Here is a 23592-nt window from a genome sequence, read left to right as displayed (position 1 = left end):
GCGCAAGAGTGGGCTTGTCTTGATCATAGGACACGGGTACCAAGATTCTTCAGTGTTTCATGTGTTCGAAAAAGCAGGCGGATACATGGCCGTAGTTCGCGTCGCGATCGGGCTGGTCGCCATTATCCTGATCGCCGCGGTGGGGGCTTCGGGCGCACAGGCGCGCGATATCGTGTCCACGAGCTTCGATGCGCCGAGCGTCGAGCTCCTTGGCGTCGTCGACAGGGTCCAGAGCACCAACAGCGAGATCGTCGTGGAGATCCCGGCCCGCGAGGGCGCGCCGAAGTCGGCCACCACGGTGACCGCGAAAGGCTTGGGCGACCTGCATCGCTGGGTCGTGTTCACGCTCCACAATCCCGAGCCGGTGCCGCGCGATTTCGTGGTGAGTTCGCGATGGGACGGCTTTGTCGGGTCGGGTCTCGTCTGGCCGCGCCATGGCGGGCGCCAAGTGCTGGCGATCCGCGCCGCACCGGGGCTGCAGCCGGGCGAGCTGGCCGAGAACACCGCCGACGCCTTCGCCCTGCGCATAGGCCCCGGCGAGACCATCACCTATGTGCTGGAGCTTGCCGGCTCGGATATCTCCAACCTGTCCCTGTGGCAACGCTCAGCCTTCGATGCGCGCAACCGGCAGCTCTCCTTCTTCCGGGGCGTGGTGCTGGGGCTTGCCGCGCTGACGGCGGTCTTCGTGATCTGCCTGTTCGTGGTGAGGATGCAGGCCGTGTTCCCCGCCGCGACCCTGTTCGCGCTGGCCGCCGTCGGCTTCATCGCGCTGGGCTTCGGATATTCGCCGCGCGCACTGCCCTTTCTCGGCAGCGTGGGCGGCGTGGAGGATCGGGTCCGCGCCATCGTGGAGGTGCTGCTGGCCTCCGGTGCGCTCGCCTGCCTTCTGACCTTCGTCGATCTCACGCGGCGCATGCCTGCTGCCGGCTACACGGTCATGGGCCTGCTCGCGGGCAGCCTCGGGCTTGCCGTCTTCGGCTGGTTCGACCCGCCGGTGGTGACAGGCCTTGCGCGTTTCGCCCTGCTGTTCACCGCGCTCGGGGGCCTGGCCATCGCTCTCCTCCTGTGGAAGCGCGGCACGATCCGTGCCCAGGCCTCCCTCGTCTTCTGGGTGTTCCTGGCGCTGTGGACGCTGTTCGCCATGGCCGCCGCCATGGGGTGGATCGCGGCGGATATCGTCTATCCGGTGCTGGCGTGGGGGCTCGTGCTGGTGCTTCTCACAATGTCGTTCACCGTGGCCCAGTTCGCGTTCAATCAGGGCGTGATGAACAGCCGCTTCTTCGAGGACAGCGGCCGGCGCGCGCTCGCCCTGGCCGGCGCCGAGCAGAGCGTGTGGGACTGGAACGAGGATCGCGGCCGGCTCTTTGTCGGCGCCGAGCTCGAGCGCGCGCTGGGGCTTGCGCCCGGGAGGCTCACGCGCGGCGGGCTCAAGGCCTGGCTGGAGCTGATCCACCCGGCGGACCGCGCAGCCTATGTGTCCGCCGTGGAGAGCGCGGTGCGCCGCGGGCGGGGCACCTTCGCGCAGGATCTCAGGCTGCGCCGCGGCGACGGCACCTATCGCTGGTATCAGCTCAGGGCGCGTGCGCTGCCGGGGGCGCAGGGACGGGCCACGCGGTGCATCGGAACGCTTGCCGACATCACCGGACGAAAGCGTTCGGAGGAGCAGATTCTCTTCGACGCCGTTCACGACCGCATTACCGGTTTGCCGAACCGCGCCCTCTTCATGGACCGGTTGGAGCGGGCCATGACGCATGCCCGTACGGTCGGAGGTGTCGGCGGCCTGAGCGTCCTCGTGATCGACCTCGACCGCTTCAAGCACGTCAATGACGGCCTCGGCCACGCCGTGGGCGACAGCCTTCTGCTCACGCTCGCACGGCGGCTGGCGGCTTATGTGGGCCCCGAGGACACGCTGGCCCGTCTGGTCGGCGACCAGTTCGGCATTATCCTCGACACCACGCGCCTCCAGATGCCGATGGAGGCCTATGTCGACGAGCTGCGCAAGACGATCGCCCAGCCGATCCCCTTGCGCCCGCGCGAGGTGTTCCTGACCGCCAGCATCGGCGTGGCGGGTCTGCGCGCGGAAGTGGAGCGGCCGGAAGATCTGTTCCACGATGCCGAGATCGCGCTCTACGAGGCCAAGCGTACCGGCCGCGACGCCGCCATCTTCTTCCGGCCGGTCATGCGCGACCAGCGCTATCACCGGGTGGTGCTGGAGGCCGATCTGCGCCGTGCGCTGGAGCGCAACGAGATCGACGTCGTCTACCAGCCGATCATGCGGCTCGGCGACATGAAGCTCGTCGGCTTCGAGGCTCTGGTGCGCTGGCACCACATCACCCACGGCACGCTGGAGCCGGAGGCCTTCATCAAGCTGGCGGAGGAGACCGGGGTCATCATGGATCTCGGCTCCTATGTCCTCAACGAGGCGGCCCGCCAGCTCGGCATCTGGCAGCGCGCCTTCCGGCCCCACGATTCCCTGTTCGTGACGGTCAACCTGTCCTCGCGCGAGCTCATCACGCGCGATCTCGTGGACGAGGTGAAGACCCTGCTCAACCGGGAGGACCTCGCCCCCGGCTCGCTGAAGCTGGAGCTCACCGAATCGGTCGTCATGGAGAATCCGGAGCTGTCGGTGCAGATTCTCCAGAAGCTGCGCCAGCTCGGTATCGGTATAGCCTGCGACGATTTCGGGACCGGTTATTCCTCGCTCGGCCATCTGGCCCGGCTGCCCTTCGACATGCTCAAGATCGACCGCAGCTTCCTCGAGCTCGAGCAGGACGAGGAGGAGACCACCCAGATCATCCTCGATACCATCGTCATGATGGCCCACGATCTGGGGATGGACGTGGTGTCGGAGGGGATCGAGACCGCCGAGCAGGCTGCCTGGATGGGCAGGATCGGATGCGATTTCGGCCAGGGCTATCAGTTCTCCGAGCCGCTGAGCGCGCGCCAGGTGGTCGACATGCTGGGCGCGGGCGGGACTCTGGCGGCCCGCTGGGGTCGTGCACGCCGCTCGGTCTGGCAGAGGCTCACAGGTACCGGTGATCGGGGCGAGCAGGCCGAGACCGCGGCAAAGCCTGCCGGGGCGGACCGTCAGGCACCGACGCTTGAGGGATCGGAGTCCACCGGTGTGGACGAACGCAGCCAGCATGCCGGCACGGCGCCGCCCCCGCCCCCGCCGCCGGAGCTTGAGGCGGAGGAGGGGGCCGAGACCGGGCGGGATCGGCCCCGTCCGGAGGATTTCGGGGAGCGGGCGGCCGATCATGCATCGCCGCCCCCGCCGCCTTCTCTCGACGACCGGGACGAAGCCCGGGAGGGGTACCCGTTTGCGGCCGGCGCTCCTGAGGAGACCTATCGTCCGTGGCGTCCAGGCGACGCCGAGACGGCGGATAGCGACAGGCCGAAGGCGGCACGCGCGGATACCGCGAAACTCTGGCCCCGGGAGCGCCGGACAACGGAATGGCGCATCTGGCCGGAGGCAGCCTCCCTGTCCACCGCCCGGCCCGTCCCGCCCGAGACATCCGAGGAGCCGCGCTTCACCGAGGATCCCGGCGCGCCGGCGGAGACGGAGCCTGCCGGCGAGACCTCTCCGGCCACAGGCGAGGCCGGGCCGGCCGAGCCGCCCGAGCATTCCGAACCGCAAAAGGTCGAAGCCGCACAACCCGTGGCCGCCAAGGAGGAAGCCGGCAGCGTGCCGGAGGATCAGACCGAGCCGGACGAGCCCCGTGCGGATGATTCCGCTGCGGTGACCGAGGCTGAAGATGCTAGGGTCGTTTCCGGATCGGAGGAGGCGAAGTCGGTCGAAGCTGAGGCCGGGAGAGGGGGCGATCAGGCCGAACCCGGCGAGACCGCCGTGCAGGCGTCTTCCGACGAGGCCGGGGAGGCGGAGCCTGAGGAGACACCCCCCGACGAGGCCCTGGAGGCGAAGCGGCCGTCCGACAGTGCCGGCGAACCCGCGATAGAAGGCGGCAAGGCCGAATCCGAGAGCAAGGCCGAAGCGGTGGAGAGTCCGTCTGAGCGCGATACGGCCGAGAAACCCTCCGGGGAGGATGGCGGCAAGGACGGGGGCGAGGATGTGTCTGCCGCCGCCCTGAAGAGCACGGCGAAGGCTCCGGCTGCGACGTCGGCCCCTGTGGACACCGGAAAGGCCGTTCAGCGTCCGGTGCGTCCGGCGGAGAAGCGCAAGGTCCGCAAGAAGGGCGGGCAGGGCTACAAGACGGTGAAAGCCCGCACGGCGCCCAAGGCCAAGAAGACCCCGGCGGCCAAGCCCGCCAAGGCCCCGGGTGCCGGCGGAGGCAAGGCTTCAGGCTCCAGGGAGGGCGGCAGCACGCCGCGCTCGCGGGGAGGCGGACAATCCGGCAAGGGAGAGACCGGCGACAAGCCGGGCGACAGTACCGTGCGCCTGCCGGAGATGTCCGCGACATCCTTCGGCGGCGGCCAGGAGGCCGGACGCGCCGCTTCAACGAGTTCCGCCCCGTCTTCGTCCGGGCCGGCCGCGTCTCGCGGCGGTCCCGCCTCTCCTCTGGGCCGCCGCCTGCGCCGCCGGCGAAAGCAGCCGGTCCGGGATGACGGGCAATAGGCCGTTCGGCCGTGGAGCCGGTTACCGCCTGCCTGTCCGGGCGGGCATCGTTCCTTGTAATGCCGGACAGTGAGCGGGCAATGACGAGGGTAGGGTGCGCCTCAATCCGAACCCATCGGACCTGAAGGGCATTGTATTGCCGCGCTTTCGAACCGGAAAAGTGGTGTCCACTTTTCCTGAAAGCACTCTAGCCGTGGCCGGCGTCGCTGGAGAGCAGGCGGAGATCGACCCCGATCTTTTCCAGGGCGAGCTTGTATTTCGCGTCCAGATCGGCGTCGAACAGGAGCGTTTCGTCGGCCTCGCAATGGAGCCAGCCATTCTCCTGGATTTCATGCTCGAGCTGGCCGGGGCCCCAGCCCGCATAGCCGAGCGCCAGCATGGCCTGCCGGGGCCCGTGTCCCGTGGCGATGGCGCGCAGCACGTCGAGCGTGGCCGTCATGCCCACGCCCTCGTCGATGGGAAGCGTGCAGTCGGCGGAGAAATAGTCCGCCGTGTGCAACACGAAGCCGCGCCCGGTCTCCACCGGTCCGCCGAACTGAACGGGTAGCCTGCGCACCTCTTCGGGAAGCTGGATGCCCTGATCGTGCGATACGATATCGAGGCGCTCCAGAAGGTCCGGGAAGGTGATCGAATCGGCGGGCTTGTTGACGACGATCCCCATGGCGCCGTCTGCGGAATGGGCACAAACGAAGATGACGGCACGCTCGAAGCGGGGATCGCCCATGGTCGGCATGGCGATCAGCATCTGTCCGTCGAGATAGTAGGTTGCACCCATCGCGTTTCCTTGTGTCGCCACGTTCAAGGGTACAGTGAAAACGGCAACCGGCAAAGAGTGTGTGCGCCTTGAGGCGCCGGCTCTGACGGAAACGTGAATTGGGAAAATGCCCACGATGCCGCATCTCTGTGTTACCCAGAATGGCAGGATCGCGCTGCAATCGGATGGGTCGTCCGGGTGCAGGACCGTCGATCGGTCCCGAGCGTTGCGCCAGGCGCCCGTTCCGGTTCGAAACAGGCAGGAATGTCCAGTCCGATGCGTGTCATTGTCGCCGCCGCCGCGCTAGCCTTTACGCTCTCTGCAGCCCATGCCGCCGATACCGTGTCCTCGGCGCTGTCGCAGCCGGGGGCAGCGCTGTCGCACAGCACGGTCAGGCTGGTCGATGGCGGCGCGCGCGACGGCATGTTGCGTGCGGGCGTGGATATCCGCCTGGCGCCGGGCTGGAAGACATATTGGCGCGTGCCGGGCGACTCGGGCGTCCCGCCGGTTTTCGACTGGTCGGGCTCGCAGAATGTGGCGGAGGCGGCGGTACGCTGGCCAGCGCCCGTACGCTTCTCCGACGCCTTCGGGGAGAATATCGGCTACAAGGATCGCGTGGTCTTTCCCGTCGAGGTGATGCCGGCCGATCCGGCCAAGCCGGTCCGCCTCGACCTGACGCTCGACTATGCCGTCTGCCGCGAGGTCTGCGTGCCGGCGCGCGCCGAGCTCTCAGCCGACCTCGGCGAGGGGTGGACGAACCCGCAGGCCCGCGCGCTCGTTGAGAGCTATGCGGAGACCGTGCCGAAGCCCGCAGGCGAGGTTCCGGGGCTTGAAATCGGTGCGGTGCGCGCCGTGACCGATGCGTCCGGCGGCAAGGGCGTTGCGCTCGAGATCGAGATCGAAAGCGATACGCCGTCGGTGCCTGCCGACATCCTGGTCGAGGGGGACGGTACTGTTTATTTCGGCGTGCCGCGACGGCTCGATTCCGGGGCGGGAGAGAGCGGCAGTGCGCTGCGCTATCTCGTGCCGGTGGACGGCGCGACGGATGCCGTGGCGCTGGCGGGCCAGCCGCTCCGCATCACCGTACTGCAGGGCGGCAAACGCCTTGCGGACAGCCGGCAGGTCGAATAGACCGGGGAGGCCGCTGGCGCGCCGCGCCGGTCTGCGCACCAGTTCAGCCACAAGAGATTCGAGGGAGTTGCATCATGTCGATCAAGGTTGGTGACCGTTTGCCCGAGGCGACCTTCATGACCATGACCGCGGACGGGCCCCAGCAGCTTACGACGGCCGATGTGTTCGGCGGGCGCAAGGTCGTGCTCTTTGCAGTTCCCGGCGCGTTCACGCCCACCTGCCACCTGAAGCACATGCCGGGCTTCATCGAGCTGGCCGACCAGATCAAGGCCAAGGGCGTGGATACCATCGCTTGCGTGGCGGTCAACGACATGTTCGTGCTCGACGCCTGGGGCAAGCAGAGCAACGCGGACGGCAAGGTCCAGCTTCTCGCCGACGGCAATGCGGACTTCACGAAGAAGATCGGGCTCGAGCTCGATGCCTCCGGCGCGGGCCTCGGCACGCGCTCGCAGCGCTACGCCATGGTCGTCAATGACGGCGTGGTGGAGACGCTGAATGTCGAGGAGAAGGCCTCGGACGCGGAGGCGAGCAGCGCACAGAAGATCCTCGCCGCCCTTTGAGGTCCCGCGAAGCCTATTTGCCGTTGCGGCGAAAGGGAGACATGCCGGCGCGCGCGAGCGCGTCGGCTCTTTCGTTTTCGGGGTGGCCGGCATGGCCCTTTACCCAGTGCCAGGAGATGTCGTGGGCCTTCAGGGCCTCGTCCAGGCGCTGCCAGAGATCGGCGTTCTTCACCGGCTTGCGGTCGGCCGTCTTCCAGCCATTCGTCTTCCAGCGCTTCATCCAGCGCGTGACGCCGTCGCGCAGATAGGCTGAATCGGTATAGAGGTCGATGCGGCAGGGCCGTTTCAGCGCTTCCAGCGCATTGATGGCGGCCAGCAGCTCCATGCGGTTGTTGGTGGTCGCCGCTTCCCCGCCGGACAGTTCCTTCTCCGTTGCCCCGTGGCGCAGGATCGCGCCCCAGCCGCCGGGGCCGGGATTGCCCGAACAGGCGCCGTCGGTGAAGATCTCCACGGATTTCGTCTCGCTCATCGGTCCAGTCCATATTCGCCGGTGCCGGCGACGCCGCGGTGAAAGCGCAGCCGGCGCACATACTCCATCGGATCCTTGCGGCTGACGAAGGCGTTGGCGGGCGTGTTCAGCCAGTCATAGGCGCGCGTGGCGAGGAAGCGCATGGCCGCGCCGCGCGCAAGCAGCGGCAATGCCTCGAACTCCTCTTCCGTCAGCGGGCGGATTCGCCCATAGGCTTCCAGCAGCGCACGCGCCTTGGTGACGTTGAACGCGCCGTCCACCTCGAAGCACCAGGCATTGAGGCAGATGGCGATGTCATAGGCGAGGCAGTCGGTGCAGGCAAAGTAGAAGTCGATCAGCCCGACGAGCTTTTCCCCAAGGAAGAACACATTGTCCGGAAACAGGTCGGCATGGACGATGCCGCGCGGCAACGAGGAGGGCCAGGCCCGCTCGAAGGTCTCAAGCTCGCCATGGAGCTCTCCGGCAAGCCCCGGCTCGATCTCCTCCAGCCGGTCGCCGCAGGCGTCGATCAGCGCGCGCCAGGCTGGCACGGTGAGGGCGTTCTCCCGGTGGCCCTCATAGTCGCGTGCAGCCAGATGCAGCCTGGCGAGCGCGGTGCCGAGCGCCCTGCAATGGGCGACACCCGGCCGGCGCACCCACATGCCGTCGAGGAAGCTCACGAGTGCCGCCGGCCGGCCCGCGAGCTCGCGCAGCATGGCGCCGGAGCGGTCGCGCAGCGGGGTCGGGCAAGGGATGCCGCGGGCGGCGAGATGGTCGAGCAGTCCCAGGAAGAAGGGCAGGTCGCCCGAATCCACGCGCTTCTCGTAGAGCGTCAGGATGAAGCGGCCACGGTCGGTCTGGACGAGATAGTTGGTGTTCTCCACCCCCTCTGCGATGCCCTTGAAGGAGGTGAGGTGGCCGACATCGTAGCCGGCGACGAAACCGGCGAGATCGTCATCGGAGACTTCGGTGTAAACCGCCATGGACGAGGCTGGCGGCTACTGTGCTGCGGTCTGGCGCAACTCGCGGGGGATCTTGAAGGACACCGATTCCGTCTTCGTCTCCACGACCTCCACCGTCACATCGAAGCGTTTGCGGAACGCGGCAACGACCTCTTCCACGAGTACTTCCGGGGCGGAGGCGCCGGCCGTCACGCCGAGCGTCCTGACGCCGTCGAGCGTCAGCCAGTCGATATCGGCGGCGCGTTGGACCAGCATGGAGTCCTTGCAGCCCGATTTCCGGGCGACCTCGACGAGGCGGCGGGAATTGGAGCTGTTGGGTGCGCCGACCACGATCACCATGTCGCAATCGGCGGCGATGGCCTTCACCGCTTCCTGCCGGTTGGTCGTCGCATAGCAGATATCCGCCTTGTGCGGGCCGATCACATTGGGGAAGCGGCGCTTCAGGACGGCGATGATGTCCTTCGTGTCGTCCACCGACAGCGTCGTCTGGGTGATATAGGCGAGCTTGTCGGGATCGCGCGGCTTGAAGGTTTCCGCATCCTCCACCGTCTCCACGAGCGTGATGGCCCCCTCGGGGAGCTGGCCCATGGTGCCGATGACCTCCGGATGGCCGGCATGGCCGATCAGCACGAGGTCGAGCCCGCGCGCATGATGGCGCTCGGCCTCCATATGGACCTTGGAGACGAGCGGGCAGGTGGCGTCCAGATAGAACAGGTTGCGGTCCTGCGCGTTGGCCGGCACCGCCTTCGGCACGCCGTGGGCGGAGAAGATCACCGGCCAGTCGCCCGCCGGCACCTCGTCGAGCTCCTCCACGAAGATGGCGCCCTTGCGCTCCAGATCCTCCACCACATAGCGGTTGTGGACGATCTCGTGGCGCACATAGACCGGCGCGCCATAGCGTTCCAGCGCGAGCTCAACGATGTCGATGGCGCGGACCACCCCGGCACAGAACCCGCGGGGGGCGGCCATCATGATCTTCAGCGGCGGTGTCGGCGAGTCGGGCATCTCACGAGCCTGCGCATCCAGAGTGACTATACGCTAAATAGAGGAACCAGCCGGGGGCTTGTCAAGGAGCGGAATGGCCGACGTTTTGTGGTTCAAATGCGACATACCGGCCTTGACAAGCCCTTCGCTCCGTCTAGTTTGGGCCATGTCGCGACAGTGTGTCTGTTCGCGGCAAGACATATGTGCACCTGCCTTTGCGGAAGAGATCGGGCCTTGAGCGCCCGGCGCCGAAGGAGCAACCGCCCCGGAAACTCTCAGGCAAAAGGACCGTAAAGGCCATGCACCTCTGGAGAGCAGCGGATCGCCTCGCGACCCGCTCACCGAAGGGGGTAAGCCCGGTGCCCGCGCGCCTCGACCATCGGCCGCGGGACGTTCGAAGACAGCCGGGTCAATTCTCTCAGGTTCTCTGACAGAGGGGGCGCGAGCGGACGTGTTGTCCGTTGCGAAACCTTGACGAGGAACCTGGGGAGAGGGATGGCCCAAGCCCGACAGACAGACGAAACGGCCCTGCAGCGCACGCCGCTCCATGCGCTGCACGAACGCCTCGGCGCGCGCATGGTGCCGTTCGCCGGCTACGAGATGCCGGTCCAGTACCCGGCCGGCATCATGGCCGAGCACAAGCACACCCGCGCCAAGGCCGGGCTGTTCGACGTCTCCCATATGGGCCAGGCGTGGCTGTTCGCGCCGGACGGCCTTGCCGAGCTGTTCGAGCGCCTCGTGCCCGGCGACATTGCCGGGCTCGGCGAGGGGCGCATGCGCTATACTCAGCTCACCACCGCCGATGGCGGCATCATCGACGATCTCATGGTCACGCGCATGCCGAACGCCGGCGGGCGCGAGAGGCTGTTCGTCGTGGTCAACGCCTCGCGCAAGGCGGTGGACCTGCCCCATATCGCCTCAGCTATCGAGGGGAAGGCGGAAATCTCGCCCTGGGAGAACCGCGCGCTGATCGCACTGCAGGGGCCGGCGGCGGCAGAGATCCTCGCCGGCCACATTCCCGAAGCCGTGGACATGGCCTTCATGTCGGCCCGCGAGATTGTCCGCGACGGCGAGACGCTCCTTGTGAGCCGCTGCGGCTATACGGGCGAGGACGGCTTCGAGATCTCGCTTCCCGCCGCCATGGCGGAGGCGTTCGCGGAGACGCTGCTGGCCCATGAGGAGGTCGAGCCGGCCGGCCTCGGCGCGCGCGACTCCCTGAGGCTCGAGGCGGGCCTGTGCCTCTACGGCGAGGACATCGACGAGACGACGAGCCCGGTCGAGGCGGGGCTCAGATGGTCCATCGGCAAGCGCCGCCGCGAGGAGGGCGGCTTTCCGGGAGCGGAGCGCATAATGCGCGAGATCGCGGAGGGGCCGTCGCGCCGGCTCGTCGGCATCAAGCCGGAAGGCCGCGCGCCTGCGCGCCACGGCACCGCGATCCGGTCGGCGGATGGCGAGGAGATCGGCGTCGTCACCTCCGGCGGGTTCGGGCCCACCGTGGAGGGGCCCGTCACCATGGGATATGTCGCCGCCGGCCACGAGGCGCCGGGCACGGCGCTCGGGCTGGTCGTTCGCGGCAAGACGCTGGAGGCCCATGTGGTCAAGCTGCCCTTCGTACCGCACCGCTACGCGAAATAGAGACCGGTCGCGGACGTTTTCGGGGTCGAATATCGTCAGGGATGAGGAAGATGAGCACACTTCGTTACACCAAGGATCATGAATGGATCCGTCTCGACGGCGAGACGGCGACCATTGGCATCACCAACTATGCGCAGGAACAGCTCGGCGACGTGGTGTTCGTGGAGCTGCCGGAGGTCGGCAAGGAGGTCGCCGCCGGCGACGAGGCCGCGGTCGTGGAATCGGTCAAGGCGGCGAGCGAGGTCTACGCGCCGGTCGCCGGCGAGGTCGTGGAGGTCAACGAGGCGCTGACCGACGCGCCCGACAAGGTCAACGAGGACCCGCAGGGCGACGGCTGGTTCGTGAAGATCAAGCTGGCCGACAAGTCCGCGCTCGACGGGCTGATGGACGAGGATGCCTACAAGGCATTCCTCGAGGAGAGTGCGTGATGCGCTACCTTCCGCTTACCGAGGCCGACCGAAAGGCGATGCTGAAGCGCATCGGCGCGAAGGATATCGACGCGCTGTTCGTCGATGTCCCGCCCGAGGCGAGGCTCGACAGCTCCGACCGCCCGGTCGAGCTGCCGCGCCGCCGGAGCGAGCTGGAGGTGGAGCGCACGCTGACCCGCATGGCGGGCCGGAACGTTTCGGCGGGCGCCGTTCCCTTCTTCGTGGGCGCGGGCGCCTACAAGCACCATGTGCCCGCGACCGTAGATCACCTGATCCAGCGCTCGGAGTTCCTGACCGCCTATACGCCCTATCAGCCGGAGGTCAGCCAGGGCACGCTCCAGTATCTCTTCGAGTTCCAGACCCAGGTCGCGCTGCTCACCGGCATGGAGGTCGCCAATGCCTCCATGTATGACGGCTCGACGGGCTGCGGGGAGGCCGTTCTGATGGCCGAGCGGGTCACGAAGCGCCGCAAGGCGGTGCTCTCCGGCGGGCTGCATCCGCAATATCGCGCGGTGGTGGAGAACCTCTCCCATTTCGGCGGCAGTACGGTGCATGCCCTGCCGCCCGCCCTCAACGGCGAGGAGGACATCGTCTCGGCCATCGACTCGGAGACGGCCTGCGTCGTCGTGCAGACGCCCAATGTCTATGGCTCGCTGACCGACCTGGAGCCGATTGCCAGGGCGGCGCACGAGAACGGCGCCCTGCTGATCGCAGTCGTCACGGAGGTGGTCTCGCTGGGTGCGGTGCGCTCACCCGGCGAGATGGGCGCCGACATCGTGGTCGCGGAAGGCCAGTCGCTCGGTGTGGGGCTGAGCTTTGGCGGGCCCTATGTCGGGCTCTTCGCCACGCGCGAGAAGTTCCTGCGCCAGATGCCCGGGCGGCTTGCGGGTGAGACGGTCGACGGCGAGGGCAAGCGCGGTTACGTGCTCACCCTGTCGACGCGCGAGCAGCATATCCGCCGCGAACGTGCGACCAGCAATATCTGCACGAATTCAGGGCTGTGCTGCCTTGCCTTCACAATCCATCTGAGCCTTCTCGGCGAGAAGGGCTTCCGGGATCTGGCCCGGCTCAACCATCACAATGCGTGCCTCCTGGCGGACCGTCTGTCGGGCGTGAAGGGCGTGGAGGTCCTGACCCCCACCTTCTTCAACGAGTTCACCATCCGCACGCCGAAACCCGGCGCGGAGGTGGTCGAGGCACTGGCGCAGAAGGGCATACTCGGCGGCGTGCCGGTGTCGAGGCTCGAGCCCACAGCCGACGCGTTCGGGGATCTCATCGTCGTGGCCTCCACGGAGGTGAATACCGACGAGGATCGGGACGCTTACGAGACGGCACTGAAGGAGGTGCTGGCATGATGAACAGGGAAGGGCGCGCCACCGCGCCAACCGCGCAGGACAGCGAAGGCGCCGTGGCGACATTCACTGGCAATCGCGGCCTCGATATCGAGGAGCCGTTGATCTTCGAGGTGGGCTCCACGGAGGTGACGGGCGTCGATATCGACCTGCCCGAGGCGCCGGAGAACCGGCTGGGCACGCTGGCGCGCGAGCAGGGCATCGGCCTGCCGGGCCTGTCGGAACCGGAAGCGATGCGCCACTATGTGCGCCTGTCGCGCAAGAACTACGCGATCGATCTCGGCATCTATCCGCTGGGCTCGTGCACCATGAAGCACAATCCGCGGCTCAACGAGAAGGCGGTGCGCCTGGCCGGTTTCGGCGACATCCATCCCCTGCAGCCCGAAAGCACGGTGCAGGGGGCGCTGGAACTGATCGACACGCTGGCGCACTGGCTGAAGACGCTGACGGGGCTGCCGGCGGTCGCCATGTCGCCGAAGGCGGGCGCCCATGGCGAGCTGTGCGGCATGATGGCGATCCGCGCCGCGCTGGAGGCTCGCGGCGAGCCGCGCTCGATCGTCCTGGTGCCGGAATCGGCCCATGGCACGAACCCGGCGACGGCGGCCTATCTCGGCTACAAGGTCGTCTCCGTGCCCGCCCGCGAGGACGGCACCGTCGACCCCGAAGCGGTGAAGGAGCGCCTGTCGGAGGATGTGGCGGCGATCATGCTGACCAATCCGAACACATGTGGGCTGTTCGAGCCAGATGTGCGCGAAATCGCCGAGGCGGTCCATGAGGTCGGCGCCTATTTCTACTGCGACGGCGCCAATTTCAACGCGATCATGGGGCGCACGCGGCCCGGCGATCTCGGCGTCGACGCCATGCACATCAACCTGCACAAGACCTTCTCCACGCCCCATGGCGGGGGTGGGCCGGGCGCGGGCCCGGTCGTCCTGTCGGAGGCTCTGGCGCCGTTCGCGCCCTTGCCCTTCGTCGTCCATGACGAGGACGGGTTCCGGCTTGTGGAAAGCCTCGATGACGATGCGGCGGGCGAGGCCTTCGGGCGCATGACGGCGTTCCACGGCCAGATGGGCATGTTCGTGCGCGCGCTCGCCTACATGATGAGCCATGGCGCGGACGGGCTCCGGCAGGCGGCGGAGGATGCGGTCCTCAACGCCAACTATGTGCGCGCCTGTCTCAAGGATACGTTCAGCCTGCCCTACAATCACGACCGGCCCTGCATGCACGAGGTGCTGTTCGACGACAGCTTCCTGAAGGGCACGGGCGTCTCCACGCTCGATTTCGCCAAGGCGATGATCGACGAGGGCTTCCATCCCATGACGGTCTATTTCCCGCTCGTGGTGCATGGGGCGATGCTGATCGAGCCGACGGAATCGGAATCGAAGGCGAGCCTCGACCAGTTCGTCGCGACCCTGCGCCGGCTGGCGGACGCCGCGCGCGACGGCAATACGGAGCGCTTCACCGGCGCCCCGCGCTACACGCCTGTCGGCCGGCTGGACGAGACGCGTGCGGCCCGCCACCCCATCCTGCGCTGGACACCGGAGCAGAACGCCTCGCAGGCGGCGGAGTAGGGGCCCCTGGTCCAGCGGGGGATCGCGGTCCCCCGCTCTCGGGCCAATTCGGGTTTGCCGTCATCCCCGCTTTCGGGGATGACGGGTAGAGGGAGGCCGCGAGCCGCGACATCGAGGTCCGCCGAACCCGGTCGGCCCCGATGCCAAGAAAAACGCCCCGCCGGGATTTCTCCGGCGGGGCGTTCTGCATGTGTGGACTGTCGGGGCGACGCGTCAGTTCAGGCGCTTCTTCAGCACGCCGATGCTGTCATCGATGAGCTTCTGGGCCTTCTCGCCCTTGACCTGCTGGGCGATGACCTCGCCGGCCGCGGAAATGGCCAGATCGGTGGCGGCGGCGCGGACGTCCTTGATCGCCTGCTCCTCGGCCTGGGCGATCTTGAACTCCGCCATCTCCCGGCGGCGCTCGATCATATCCTCGATGGTCTTCTTGGATTCGGCCGCCATCAGCTTGGCCTCCTCCTTGGCCTGGGCGAGGATGTCTTCGGCTTCCTTCTCCGCCTCGCGCTGCTTGCGCTGGGCTTCGGCCAGCATGGCCTGGGCCTCCTCGCGCAGGCGCTGCGCCTCTTCCAGCTCCTTGCGGATCCGGTCGGCCCGGTCGTCGAGAGAGGTGAGGACACGGGTGTGGACGCGGAAATAGCCCAGCACCCCGAGGAAGATCACGAAGGAGACGCCAACCCAGAATTCCGGCGATGACAACATGAGGCTCTCCGAATTCCCGCCTTACTTGCCGGCGACCTGATCGACCGCCTTGGAGACGGTCGTCTTGGCGATGCGCCCGCCGACCAGCTCCTTGACGATCTCGGTTGCGGACTCCGTCGCGACATCCTTGATCCCGGACATCGCGTCGGCCTTCATCTCGCCGATGCGGGCCTCCGCCTCCTTGAGCTTCTCGGCCAGCTCGGCGTCGACCTTGGCGCGCTCCGCCTCCATCTCGCCATTGAGCTTCTGGCGCGTCTCCTGGCCGATGCCGTGCGCCTTGGCACGGGCTTCCGCCAGGGTTGCCCTGTAGGCTTCGTCGGATTTCTCCGTCTCGCCCCGAAGCTGGCTGGCCTCGTCGAGATCGCTGGCGATGCGGTTGCGCCGCTGTTCGATCACGCCGCCGACACCGGGAAGCGCGATCCGCGCCATGACGAGATACAGGATGGCGAAGGTGATCGCGAGCCAGATGAGCTGGGGCCCGTATGAGGCGAAATCTAGCTGGGGCATCGCTTGATAGGTCCCGTTTTCGCTGTCACGGCATCGACCGCGGCATGGTATGCGGCGGTCTCAGGCCGTTTCACATGCGCCGGACGGCAAGCGCCCGGCGCGCGGACGGCGGCGTTCTCAGAACACGAACAGGATGATGAGCGACACCACCAGGCCGAACAGGCCGGTCGCCTCTGCGAGCGCGAAGCCCAGCAGCAGGTTGGCGAACTGGCCCGGTGCGGCCGCCGGGTTGCGCAGCGCGCCGGCGAGGTAGTTGCCGAAAATCAGGCCGATGCCGACACCCGCACCAGCAAGCGCGATGGCTGCGAGACCCGCACCAATCAGCTTAGCTGCTTCCGCGTCCATGTGTTCAAACTCCTCTTGTTGGTCAAACTGGATGAACCGATTAAGTCGTCAGTGATCGTGCATGTGAATTGCATCGTTGAGATAGATGCAAGTCAGAACGGCGAAGACATAGGCCTGCAGGAAGGCGACGAGCACCTCCAGGCCGGTGATGGCGACCATGACCGCCAGGGGCACCCAGCCCGCCAGAACGCCGAGCCCGACCACGAACCCGCCAAAGACCTTGAGCATGGTGTGGCCCGCCATCATGTTGGCGAACAGTCGCACCGACAGGCTGATCGGCCGCGTGAAATACGAGATGACCTCGATGACCACGAGCAGCGGCAGGAGCACGCTCGGCACGCCGGACGGCACGAACAGCTTCAGATAGCCGAAGCCATGCTTGATGAAACCGATGATCGTCGCGCCGATGAAGACGGCGAGCGCCATGGCGAAGGTGACGATGATATGGCTCGTCACGGTGAACGAGCCGGGCAGCATGCCCTGCATGTTCATGGCCAGGATGAACACGAACAGCGTGAAGATGAACGGGAAATAGGGTCGGCCAGCATCGCCCACCGTGTCGCGCAGCATGTTGGCGACGAATTCGTAGCCAAGCTCGGCGACCGATTGCAGACGCCCGGGGACGAGCTTGCGCGAGCTCGCGAGCATGACGATGAGGATCAGGGCGACGCCGATCACCATCCACAGGCTCGAATTGGTGAAATGCGCGTCGATGCCGCCGAGCGGAATCTTGATCAGCGGCGTGACCTCGAACTGATGCATCGGATCGAGGGCGAGACCACCGCCGTGTTCAGCCTGTACGTTCTCCGTTGCCACCGTCTTCCTGTCCCTGCCTGCCGCGCGCCTTGCGCGATCTCTCCATCCTGTCCGAGCCGGGCTCGTCGCCCGATGTCGATTCTGCAATCCCCAGATGGCGCCTGGCCTCGGCCGAATGCGCCGCTCGGACCACGTTCAAGATACCCGCAACCGCGCCCAGCACTATGAACAGCACGAGAAACCACGGCTTGGTGCCCAGCCAGAGGTCGAGACCCCAGCCCGCTCCGAACCCGACTGCTATTGCGACAACGAGTTCCGTCGCGATGCGCAGGCCGAAACTGTAGGCTGAACTGCTGCCATATGCCTCCCGATCCCGCTCACGAATGGAGGCTTGCGCGCGGTTGAGACGCTCCTTGAAATCCCTCAGTTGGTCGGACGACGTCGGCGAGCGGTCATCGCCCATTCAGACCCCCTTTTTCGGCCCGCACGAGAGCGGTTACGCCCCCTTGAAAGCCGCGGCGCAACATAGAAGCGGGCAGGGGAGGTGTCAAGCCGCGCGAGCGTCTTCTAACCGGTTGGTTGTGAACACGTTTTTTGCCGATTTGGCGGATGCGGCATTTGGTCGTGCCACATATTGCGCATAAGCAGGCGGCGACGGTGGAATCGCCCGGGGTCGCCAAGGGCCTCCCGGGGGCCGGTGTTCAGCTCGCCTCGCGCAACCCCTCCGCCGTCTCCAGGTCGACCGAAACAAGCTGGCTCACCCCGCGTTCCATCATGGTCACGCCGAACAGCCGGTTCATGCGCGCCATGGTCAGCGGGTGGTGGGTGATGATCAGGAATCGCGTGTCGGCACGCTCCAGCATGGCGTTCAGCAGGTTGCAGAAGCGTTCCACATTGGAATCGTCGAGCGGCGCGTCCACCTCGTCGAGCACGCAGATCGGCGAGGGATTGGTGAGGAACACCGCGAAGATCAGGGCGATGGCTGTCAGCGTCTGCTCGCCGCCGGACAGGAGCGTGAGCGTCGACGGGCGCTTGCCCGGCGGATTGGCCATGATCTCCAGGCCCGCCTCCAGCGGATCGTCCGATTCCACCAGACGGAGCTCCGCATGGCCGCCGCCGAACAGCGTGGCGAAGAGCTCGGCGAAATTGGCGTTGACCGTTTCGAAGGCCTCCAGCAGCCGCTGGCGCCCCTCGCGGTTCAGGCTGGCGATGCCCTGGCGCAGCCGCTGGATGGCCTGGACCACGTCGTCGCGTTCGGCGGTGAGCTCGCCAAGCTGGCTGTCGACGGCCTCGGCCTCCTCGTCGGCGCGGAGATTGACGCTGCCGAGACGCTCGCGGTCCGCCTTCAGCCGGGCGAGATCGCTGGCGATCCTGTCCGGCGCGGGCAGCTCGTCGGCGGTCTCCGCGCCAGCGGCGGCAAGCGCCTCCTCCGGCGTTGCCTCGAGAACCTCGTCGATACGGGCCGCGGTGTCCTGAAGCCGCTCGCGCGCCGCGTCCCGGCGGGCCTCGCGGCGGGCCTGCTCCTCGCGTGCGTCGCTCAGTGCGGCCTCCGCCTCGCGCGCGGCATGTTCGGCCTCGCGCAACGTGTTCTCCGCATCGGCGAGCGCGTCGGAGGCCTCCTTGCGCTGGGCTTCCGCATCGCGCAGGGCGCTCATCAGCTTGCTGCGGCGCGCCTCGATCTCCTGGGGTGTCTTCTCCAGCCCCGTCAGTTGCGTGCGGATCGCGGTGCGGCGCTCCTCCAGCGATGCGACCTGTTGGCTGGCGCGCCCGGTGCGGTCCAGCCAGGACCGGCGCTCCTCCTCGATTCGGGAAAGCCGGTCGCGGCGCATGCGCGCCTCCCGCTCCAGCCCGTCGTGATGGGCGCGCGCCTCCGCATAGGCCGCGCGGTGTCCGGCCAGCACGCCGCGCAGGCGGTCGACCTCCGCCTTCAGCGTATCGAGGGGCTCCATGCCGTCATATTCGGTGCGGGCGGCCTCATGGGCGGCGCGGGCTTCCTCCAGATCGGCCCCGAGCCGGCGGGCGGCCTCGTCGAGCGCGCTGAGCTTGGCTGTGCGTTCGCTCTCGCGGCGCTCGTGGGCGGACAAGTCGGCGCGTCTGGCATCGACCGCGGCGCGGGCAGCGCGCGCGGCCTCACGGGTCTCCCGCTCGCGGGTCTGCTCGGCCTCGAGCGCGGAGCGGGCCGCCGTGAGCGCGTCTTCCGCCGTATCGGCGTCCGCGCGGGCGGACTCCGCCTCCTTGGTGAGGTCGGCGAGCCGGTTGCGTTCGGCAAGCCGCTGGGCGGCGGCGCTCGGCGCGTCGGCGGCGGCGGTGAAGCCGTCCCAGCGCCAAAGGTCGCCTTCCGCCGAGACCAGGCGCTGGCCGGCCTTCAGCGAGGGTTGGAGCGCCTTGCCCTCCTCGCGGGACACGACGCCGGTCTGCGACAGGCGGCGGGCGAGCGCCTCCGGGGCCTGGACGACGCGCGACAGCGGTTCGGCGGCGCCGGGCAGGGCAGGCGGGTCGGCAAGCGCGGGCAGGGTGGCCCAGTGGATCGGCGCGGCGGTGTCGGCCGCGGCGTCGAGATCGTCGCCCAGTGCCGCGCCGAGCGCGCGCTCGTAGCCGGGCGCGACGGTCACCGCATCGAGCATGGGCGGCCAGAGATCGCCGTCGGAGACCATGAGGAGCTTCGACAGCGTGCGCACCTCGGTTTCCAGCGTGTCGGCACGTCGGCGCGCCTCGTCGCGCACGGAGCGGGCCTGCGTCTCGGCCTTGCGGGCCTCCGCGACCGACGTCTCGGCGTCCGTCACGGCCTGTTCGGCGGCCGTTGCGGCGGTTTCCGCCCCGGCGAGCGCTGCAGCAAGCGTCTCGCCTTCGGTGCCGGCGACGCCATCGGCGGCGAGTGTCTCGCGCTGGCCGGCGACGCCGTTCAGCTCGCGCTCGATCCGCTCGATCCGGCCGGCATGGTCGGCGACGCTGCGCTCGAGCGTCTGGCGGCGGGCTGAGAGCTCGCTCAGCCGCGCGGCGGCCGCGTCGGTCTCCTCCTGTGCGGCGGCGAGCCTGTCGGCCTCGGCCTGCATAGCCTTTGCGGCCTGTGCGTGCGTGTCGGCATCGCTGCCCTCGGCGGCCTTGAGCGTGTCCTCCTCCTCCTTCAGCTCGGCGAGCACGCGATCGCTGTCGGCGATGAGGTCGCTCTCGCGCGCGAGGTCGGCGCCGAGCTGTTCGAGCTGGGCCTCGAGCTCCGCCTTGCGGGCGTCCGCGCGCCGGGCTTCCTCGTCGAGGCCGTCGCGCTCGTGTTCGAGGCGCTGGAGGACGGCGGCGCGGACCGCCTCGTCGTCGCGCAGCTTCGGCACCCGGCCGGCGGCCTCCTCGCGCAGGCGTGCCGCGGCGGAGGCGTGGCCCGTGCGCTCGGCGAGCGTGCGCGTCGCCTCCTTGAAGCCGGTCTCCTCGTCCTGGAGTGCCTGCGCGGCATCGGCCCAGGCGCGGTAGAGCTGGGCGGCCTCCAGCTTGCGGATGTCGCCGGAGAGCGCCTTGTAGCGCGCGGCCTGGCGGGCCTGGCGCTTGAGGCTCGCGAGCTGCTGCTCGAGCTGGCCGATCACGTCGTCGAGCCGCGCGAGGTTGGTTTCCGCCGCGTTCAGCTTGAGTTCCGCCTCGTGGCGGCGCGTATAGAGGCCGGTGATGCCGGCGGCCTCCTCCAGGACGCGCCGGCGCGCCTGGGGCTTGGCGTTGATCATCTCGTTGATCTGGCCCTGGCGCACGAGTGCCGGCGAGCGCGCCCCGGTCGAGGCGTCGGCGAAGAGGAGCTGGACGTCGCGGGCGCGGACATCGCGCCCGTTGATGCGGTAGATGGAGCCGGCCTCCCGCTCGATGCGGCGGGTGATCTCCAGCACCTCGTCGTCATTGAGGCCGACGGGGGCGGCGCGGGCGCTGTTGTCGAGGACGATGGTGACCTCGGCCATGTTGCGCTGGGGGCGCGAGGCGCTGCCGGAGAAGATGACGTCGTCCATTCCGGACGCGCGCATGCTCTTGTAGGAGCTCTCGCCCATGGCCCAGCGCAGGGCCTCAAGAAGGTTCGACTTGCCGCAGCCATTGGGCCCCACAACGCCTGTGAGACCCTGCTCGATGACGAGCTCGGTCGGCTCCACGAAGGACTTGAAGCCGGACAGCCTGAGCCGCGTGAACTTCATCCCCGGTTTGCGCCCCTTCCGCTCACCCCATCGGTGTCGGCTCCATCGTCAGCCGAGCGCCGCATTGATGGCGTTCTCGAACTCTTCCAACGGCCGGTTGCCGCTCAGCAGCTTGCCGTTGACGAAGAAGGTCGGTGTGGAATCGATGCCGAACTCGTTCGCGCCGCGCTCGCGCACCGCCATGATGCCGCGGGCGATTTCCTCGTCCTTCAGGCAGGCGTCGAATTTCTCGCGCGTCATGCCGGAGAGCTTGGCGATCTTGAACAGCTCCTCGCGCGGATCGGCGCCGCGCCCGGCCCATGTCGACTGCTGCTCGAACAGGATGTCGATCATCGGGAAATACTTGTCCTCCGGCGCGCAGCGCGCGACCATGAAGGCGGCGAGCGCGAGATCGTCGAACGGGAATTCGCGGAACACGAAGCGCACCTTGCCCGTGTCGATGAACTCTTCCTTCAGCTTGGGGAAGGTCTCGGTGTGGAAGTTCGCGCAGTGCGGGCAGGTCATCGAGGCGTATTCGACGATGGTGACCGGCGCGTCCTCCTCGCCCAGCGCCATGTCGCCCATCGGGCCCGGCTTGGCGAGCTCGGCGGGATCGGCATCCGCCGCTGCGGCTTCGGCGCTTGCGGGCCCGAATCCCGACCGGCCATTGAGCCCGAAATAGCCGTCGAGCCCGGCTGCGATGCCGAGGGCCATGGTTCCGGTCACAAGCTTTCGACGATCTAGTTTCATCCTATCTCCTGACTACTAGATATTGTTTCAAAATGACAGCCTTTTTGTCGGCTGTGGACAAGGGGCGGGCGGCGTTCACGCGGTCTTGCGCGGGTGCCTGCTCCTGGTCTTCACGCCGCGGCCGAGCCGGTGCAGCGCCTTGCGCAGCCCGTCATCCTCTATGTCGGATATCTCGCGCCTGAGCGCGCGCTCCTCGGGCGCATCGAGCGTCGGGGGCGCGGGCGGGTGGGCGCCACGGTCGCCGCGCCGGGCAAGCGGCCCCTGGATGACCTTCAGCTCCGCGATGGCCGCATATCCGTAATAGCTGTTGATCCGCTCCATGATGCGCGGCGTGTCGTGCTGCACCTCCAGCGCGCGTCCGTGCGTGACGCGGATCACCAGCGTGCCGCCATATTTGCGCTGGCGCCGCGCCTTGCTGTCCTCTGCCTCGAGCGGCGAGAGCCGGGGCCAGCGCAGGCGTTCCGGCTGGCTGATCGCCGCCAGTTCCTCTCCCACGATAGCCGGCCATTGCGACAGGATCTCGGCATAGGCGAAGCCGTAGCGCTCGAATGTCGCGCGTGTCAGCCCTGCGAAGTGGTTCCAGAGGGGTTTGGACATTGCCGCGTGCCGATGCCACGTGTTTCGTGATAGGCCCTCGGTGGGGACCCCGTGACCGCTTTCCGATCCACGCCAGACTATAGGAAATGTCCTTGACGCGCACCAGCCCGGACCAAGCCCATCGCGATCACGCGCGTGTGATGGCGCAGAGCCTTCTCGCCTGGTACGACCGTCATCGCCGCGACCTGCCGTGGCGGGCCCGGCCGGGGGAGACGGCTGATCCTTATCGCGTCTGGCTGAGCGAGATCATGCTGCAGCAGACGACGGTCGCGGCGGTGCGCGACTATTTCCTGCGCTTCGTTGCGCGCTGGCCGGATGTGGAGGCGCTCGCCTCGGCCCCCTCGACGATATCCTGCGCGAATGGGCGGGGCTCGGCTATTACGCGCGGGCCCGCAATCTCCACAAATGCGCAAGGGAAGTCGTCGAGCGCCATGGCGGGCAGTTCCCGCAGGAGGTGGACGCGCTGAAGGGACTGCCGGGGATCGGCGTCTACACCTCCGCGGCCATCGCGGCGATCGCGTTCGACCGGCCGGCAGCGGCCGTCGACGGCAATGTGGAGCGCGTGATGGCGCGGCTCTTCGCCGTCGAGGAGCCCTTGCCGGATGCCAAGCCGCGCCTGAAGGCCCATGCGGAGAACTTGGTGCCGCAGGAGCGGGCGGGCGACTTCGCCCAGGCGCTCATGGATCTCGGCGCGACGGTGTGCGCGCCGCGCAAGGCGAACTGCCTGATCTGTCCGTGGTCGGATCCTTGCCAGGGACGGGCGCGCGGCCTTGCCGAAGAGCTGCCGCGCAAGAGGCGCAAGGCGAAACGCCCGACGCGCTCCGGCATCGCCTTCTGGGTGGAGCGGGCGGACGGCGCCGTGCTGCTGCGCCGCCGGCCCGAACAGGGCCTGCTCGGCGGCATGCTGGAGGTCCCCTCGAGCCCCTGGGCGGTGGCTGACGAAGCGGACGCCAGCCCGGCCTCCGCCGCGCCGCTCACCGTGCCGTGGCAGGCGCTGCCCGGGCGGGTGGAGCACACCTTCACGCATTTCCATCTGGAGCTTGAGGTGTGGCGCGCGCAAGAGCCGGTCGATCACGAGGCGGATGGCCGGGCGGGGTATCGCTGGGTGGCGCGCGCCGATCTCGACGGGGAGGCTCTGCCGAATGTCATGCGCAAGGTCGTGCGCCATGTGCTGGGGCCGGACTGGGACCGGCCGGTGCGCGAAAGCGGAGTCGCTTCAGGGGCGTAGCGCGGGGTTCTGCGAGATTGAATCGCCTTTCGCGCTCAGGCCGCCGGGGCCCGAATTCCGCGGGCGTGAGCCAGGGGCGCAACCGGGAGGCGCGATCGAAGGGCCCTGCTCAAGAGCGCCCTGATACGGGGGCGATGCATGATTGCGCGATCGCGGAGTCAAAACAGGACCTT

At 68.1% G+C, this 23592-nt stretch carries 21 protein-coding genes and 1 riboswitch; of the genes, 9 read left to right on the top strand and 12 right to left on the bottom strand.

Annotated features, from left to right (window positions below; all coding sequences use genetic code 11):
- Positions 1-85 precede the first annotated feature (85 nt).
- The gene (locus HW532_RS05100) at positions 86-4573 is read left to right on the top strand and encodes an EAL domain-containing protein (RefSeq protein ID WP_213163361.1); all 4488 of its coding nucleotides are present in this window, start codon (positions 86-88) and stop codon (positions 4571-4573) included.
- A 187-nt stretch (positions 4574-4760) separates the two neighbouring features.
- On the opposite strand, the gene HW532_RS05095 is transcribed toward HW532_RS05100, so the two are convergent.
- Positions 4761-5348: a YqgE/AlgH family protein gene (locus HW532_RS05095; RefSeq protein WP_213163360.1), complete on the bottom strand. Its 588-nt coding sequence runs from the start codon at positions 5346-5348 to the stop codon at positions 4761-4763.
- Positions 5349-5603: 255 nt separating this feature from the next.
- Here HW532_RS05095 and HW532_RS05090 point away from each other — a divergent pair, with 255 nt between their 5' ends.
- Together HW532_RS05090 and HW532_RS05085 are read left to right on the top strand one after the other, a co-directional pair.
- Positions 5604-6458 carry a protein-disulfide reductase DsbD domain-containing protein gene (locus HW532_RS05090; protein WP_213163359.1) on the top strand — a complete coding sequence of 285 codons (855 nt, stop codon included), beginning with the start codon at positions 5604-5606 and terminating at the stop codon, positions 6456-6458.
- A gap of 74 nt (positions 6459-6532) precedes the next feature.
- Positions 6533-7018, top strand: a complete 486-nt coding sequence (locus HW532_RS05085) for a peroxiredoxin (protein WP_213163358.1) — start codon at positions 6533-6535, stop codon at positions 7016-7018.
- 13 nt (positions 7019-7031) lie between these two features.
- Here HW532_RS05085 and rnhA read toward each other — a convergent pair whose 3' ends face one another.
- From rnhA to ispH, 3 genes are read right to left on the bottom strand one after another with little or no spacing between them, the layout of a single operon-like run.
- Positions 7032-7487 (bottom strand): ribonuclease HI, encoded by a 456-nt coding sequence (rnhA, locus tag HW532_RS05080; RefSeq protein ID WP_213163357.1) that lies wholly within the window; start codon positions 7485-7487, stop codon positions 7032-7034.
- Complete coding sequence (gene thrB / locus HW532_RS05075) at positions 7484-8449, bottom strand: homoserine kinase (protein ID WP_213163356.1); 966 nt, start codon at positions 8447-8449, stop codon at positions 7484-7486. The genes rnhA and thrB overlap by 4 nt, the downstream gene beginning before the upstream one ends.
- Positions 8450-8464: 15 nt before the next feature.
- Complete coding sequence (ispH, locus tag HW532_RS05070; RefSeq protein ID WP_213163355.1) at positions 8465-9433, bottom strand: 4-hydroxy-3-methylbut-2-enyl diphosphate reductase; 969 nt, start codon at positions 9431-9433, stop codon at positions 8465-8467.
- Positions 9434-9620: 187 nt separating this feature from the next.
- Positions 9621-9713, top strand: a riboswitch (glycine riboswitch).
- Between the two features lie 194 nt (positions 9714-9907).
- Here ispH and gcvT point away from each other — a divergent pair.
- Genes gcvT through gcvPB form a run of 4 tightly spaced genes read left to right on the top strand, consistent with a single transcriptional unit; the run spans position 9908 to position 14398 of the window.
- Entirely contained in the window at positions 9908-11047 is a 1140-nt protein-coding gene (gene gcvT, locus HW532_RS05065; protein ID WP_213163354.1) for a glycine cleavage system aminomethyltransferase GcvT, read from the top strand.
- 50 nt (positions 11048-11097) lie between these two features.
- The gene (gene gcvH / locus HW532_RS05060) at positions 11098-11475 is read left to right on the top strand and encodes a glycine cleavage system protein GcvH (RefSeq protein ID WP_213163353.1); all 378 of its coding nucleotides are present in this window, start codon (positions 11098-11100) and stop codon (positions 11473-11475) included.
- Complete coding sequence (gene gcvPA / locus HW532_RS05055) at positions 11475-12830, top strand: aminomethyl-transferring glycine dehydrogenase subunit GcvPA (protein WP_213163352.1); 1356 nt, start codon at positions 11475-11477, stop codon at positions 12828-12830. Before gcvH ends, gcvPA begins: the two co-directional genes overlap by 1 nt.
- Positions 12827-14398: an aminomethyl-transferring glycine dehydrogenase subunit GcvPB gene (gene gcvPB, locus HW532_RS05050; RefSeq protein ID WP_213163351.1), complete on the top strand. Its 1572-nt coding sequence runs from the start codon at positions 12827-12829 to the stop codon at positions 14396-14398. The genes gcvPA and gcvPB overlap by 4 nt, the downstream gene beginning before the upstream one ends.
- 213 nt (positions 14399-14611) lie before the next feature.
- Here gcvPB and HW532_RS05045 read toward each other — a convergent pair whose 3' ends face one another.
- The 8 genes from HW532_RS05045 to HW532_RS05010 form a co-directional block, all read right to left on the bottom strand.
- Positions 14612-15097 carry a F0F1 ATP synthase subunit B family protein gene (locus tag HW532_RS05045; protein WP_213163350.1) on the bottom strand — a complete coding sequence of 162 codons (486 nt, stop codon included), beginning with the start codon at positions 15095-15097 and terminating at the stop codon, positions 14612-14614.
- A gap of 21 nt (positions 15098-15118) precedes the next feature.
- Positions 15119-15604, bottom strand: a complete 486-nt coding sequence (locus HW532_RS05040) for a F0F1 ATP synthase subunit B family protein (RefSeq protein ID WP_213163349.1) — start codon at positions 15602-15604, stop codon at positions 15119-15121.
- A gap of 117 nt (positions 15605-15721) precedes the next feature.
- Positions 15722-15949 carry a F0F1 ATP synthase subunit C gene (locus tag HW532_RS05035; RefSeq protein ID WP_213163348.1) on the bottom strand — a complete coding sequence of 76 codons (228 nt, stop codon included), beginning with the start codon at positions 15947-15949 and terminating at the stop codon, positions 15722-15724.
- A 48-nt stretch (positions 15950-15997) separates the two neighbouring features.
- Positions 15998-16711, bottom strand: a complete 714-nt coding sequence (locus HW532_RS05030) for a F0F1 ATP synthase subunit A (RefSeq protein WP_213164433.1) — start codon at positions 16709-16711, stop codon at positions 15998-16000.
- A 28-nt stretch (positions 16712-16739) separates the two neighbouring features.
- Complete coding sequence (locus HW532_RS05025) at positions 16740-17168, bottom strand: AtpZ/AtpI family protein (protein WP_213163347.1); 429 nt, start codon at positions 17166-17168, stop codon at positions 16740-16742.
- Positions 17169-17406: 238 nt separating this feature from the next.
- Positions 17407-20865 carry a chromosome segregation protein SMC gene (gene smc / locus HW532_RS05020; protein WP_213163346.1) on the bottom strand — a complete coding sequence of 1153 codons (3459 nt, stop codon included), beginning with the start codon at positions 20863-20865 and terminating at the stop codon, positions 17407-17409.
- Between the two features lie 48 nt (positions 20866-20913).
- Positions 20914-21594 carry a DsbA family protein gene (locus HW532_RS05015; protein WP_213163345.1) on the bottom strand — a complete coding sequence of 227 codons (681 nt, stop codon included), beginning with the start codon at positions 21592-21594 and terminating at the stop codon, positions 20914-20916.
- 75 nt (positions 21595-21669) lie between these two features.
- On the bottom strand, positions 21670-22191 hold the full coding sequence (locus HW532_RS05010) for a DUF721 domain-containing protein (RefSeq protein WP_213163344.1): 522 nt from the start codon (positions 22189-22191) through the stop codon (positions 21670-21672).
- A 92-nt stretch (positions 22192-22283) separates the two neighbouring features.
- On the opposite strand from HW532_RS05010, the gene HW532_RS22430 reads away from it, so the two are divergent.
- Both HW532_RS22430 and HW532_RS05005 read left to right on the top strand, forming a co-directional pair.
- Complete coding sequence (locus tag HW532_RS22430; RefSeq protein WP_343068652.1) at positions 22284-22658, top strand: hypothetical protein; 375 nt, start codon at positions 22284-22286, stop codon at positions 22656-22658.
- Complete coding sequence (locus HW532_RS05005) at positions 22541-23419, top strand: A/G-specific adenine glycosylase (RefSeq protein ID WP_343068665.1); 879 nt, start codon at positions 22541-22543, stop codon at positions 23417-23419. Before HW532_RS22430 ends, HW532_RS05005 begins: the two co-directional genes overlap by 118 nt.
- Positions 23420-23592: the final 173 nt, after the last annotated feature.

It is taken from the genome of Kaustia mangrovi (genome assembly GCF_015482775.1).
GTDB classification, from domain to species: Bacteria; Pseudomonadota; Alphaproteobacteria; order Rhizobiales; family Im1; genus Kaustia; species Kaustia mangrovi.
The sequence above is the reverse complement of the archived record's forward strand: the minus strand, read 5'-3'. Positions and strand labels throughout refer to the sequence as shown.

Bases quoted from the DNA above. Each gene is read 5' to 3' on its own strand.
- gcvH (WP_213163353.1), top strand. From the start codon at position 11,098: ATGAGCACACTTCGTTACACCAAGGATCATGAATGGATCCGTCTCGAC.
- HW532_RS05045 (WP_213163350.1), bottom strand. From the start codon at position 15,097: ATGTTGTCATCGCCGGAATTCTGGGTTGGCGTCTCCTTCGTGATCTTC.
- HW532_RS05035 (WP_213163348.1), bottom strand. From the start codon at position 15,949: ATGGACGCGGAAGCAGCTAAGCTGATTGGTGCGGGTCTCGCAGCCATC.
- HW532_RS05100 (WP_213163361.1), top strand. From the start codon at position 86: ATGGCCGTAGTTCGCGTCGCGATCGGGCTGGTCGCCATTATCCTGATC.
- gcvPA (WP_213163352.1), top strand. From the start codon at position 11,475: ATGCGCTACCTTCCGCTTACCGAGGCCGACCGAAAGGCGATGCTGAAG.
- HW532_RS05025 (WP_213163347.1), bottom strand. From the start codon at position 17,168: ATGGGCGATGACCGCTCGCCGACGTCGTCCGACCAACTGAGGGATTTC.
- HW532_RS05085 (WP_213163358.1), top strand. From the start codon at position 6,533: ATGTCGATCAAGGTTGGTGACCGTTTGCCCGAGGCGACCTTCATGACC.
- gcvPB (WP_213163351.1), top strand. From the start codon at position 12,827: ATGATGAACAGGGAAGGGCGCGCCACCGCGCCAACCGCGCAGGACAGC.
- HW532_RS05015 (WP_213163345.1), bottom strand. From the start codon at position 21,594: ATGAAACTAGATCGTCGAAAGCTTGTGACCGGAACCATGGCCCTCGGC.
- ispH (WP_213163355.1), bottom strand. From the start codon at position 9,433: ATGCCCGACTCGCCGACACCGCCGCTGAAGATCATGATGGCCGCCCCC.
- gcvT (WP_213163354.1), top strand. From the start codon at position 9,908: ATGGCCCAAGCCCGACAGACAGACGAAACGGCCCTGCAGCGCACGCCG.
- HW532_RS05010 (WP_213163344.1), bottom strand. From the start codon at position 22,191: ATGTCCAAACCCCTCTGGAACCACTTCGCAGGGCTGACACGCGCGACA.
- HW532_RS05095 (WP_213163360.1), bottom strand. From the start codon at position 5,348: ATGGGTGCAACCTACTATCTCGACGGACAGATGCTGATCGCCATGCCG.
- HW532_RS05090 (WP_213163359.1), top strand. From the start codon at position 5,604: ATGCGTGTCATTGTCGCCGCCGCCGCGCTAGCCTTTACGCTCTCTGCA.
- HW532_RS05030 (WP_213164433.1), bottom strand. From the start codon at position 16,711: ATGCATCAGTTCGAGGTCACGCCGCTGATCAAGATTCCGCTCGGCGGC.
- HW532_RS05040 (WP_213163349.1), bottom strand. From the start codon at position 15,604: ATGCCCCAGCTAGATTTCGCCTCATACGGGCCCCAGCTCATCTGGCTC.
- rnhA (WP_213163357.1), bottom strand. From the start codon at position 7,487: ATGAGCGAGACGAAATCCGTGGAGATCTTCACCGACGGCGCCTGTTCG.
- smc (WP_213163346.1), bottom strand. From the start codon at position 20,865: ATGAAGTTCACGCGGCTCAGGCTGTCCGGCTTCAAGTCCTTCGTGGAG.
- thrB (WP_213163356.1), bottom strand. From the start codon at position 8,449: ATGGCGGTTTACACCGAAGTCTCCGATGACGATCTCGCCGGTTTCGTC.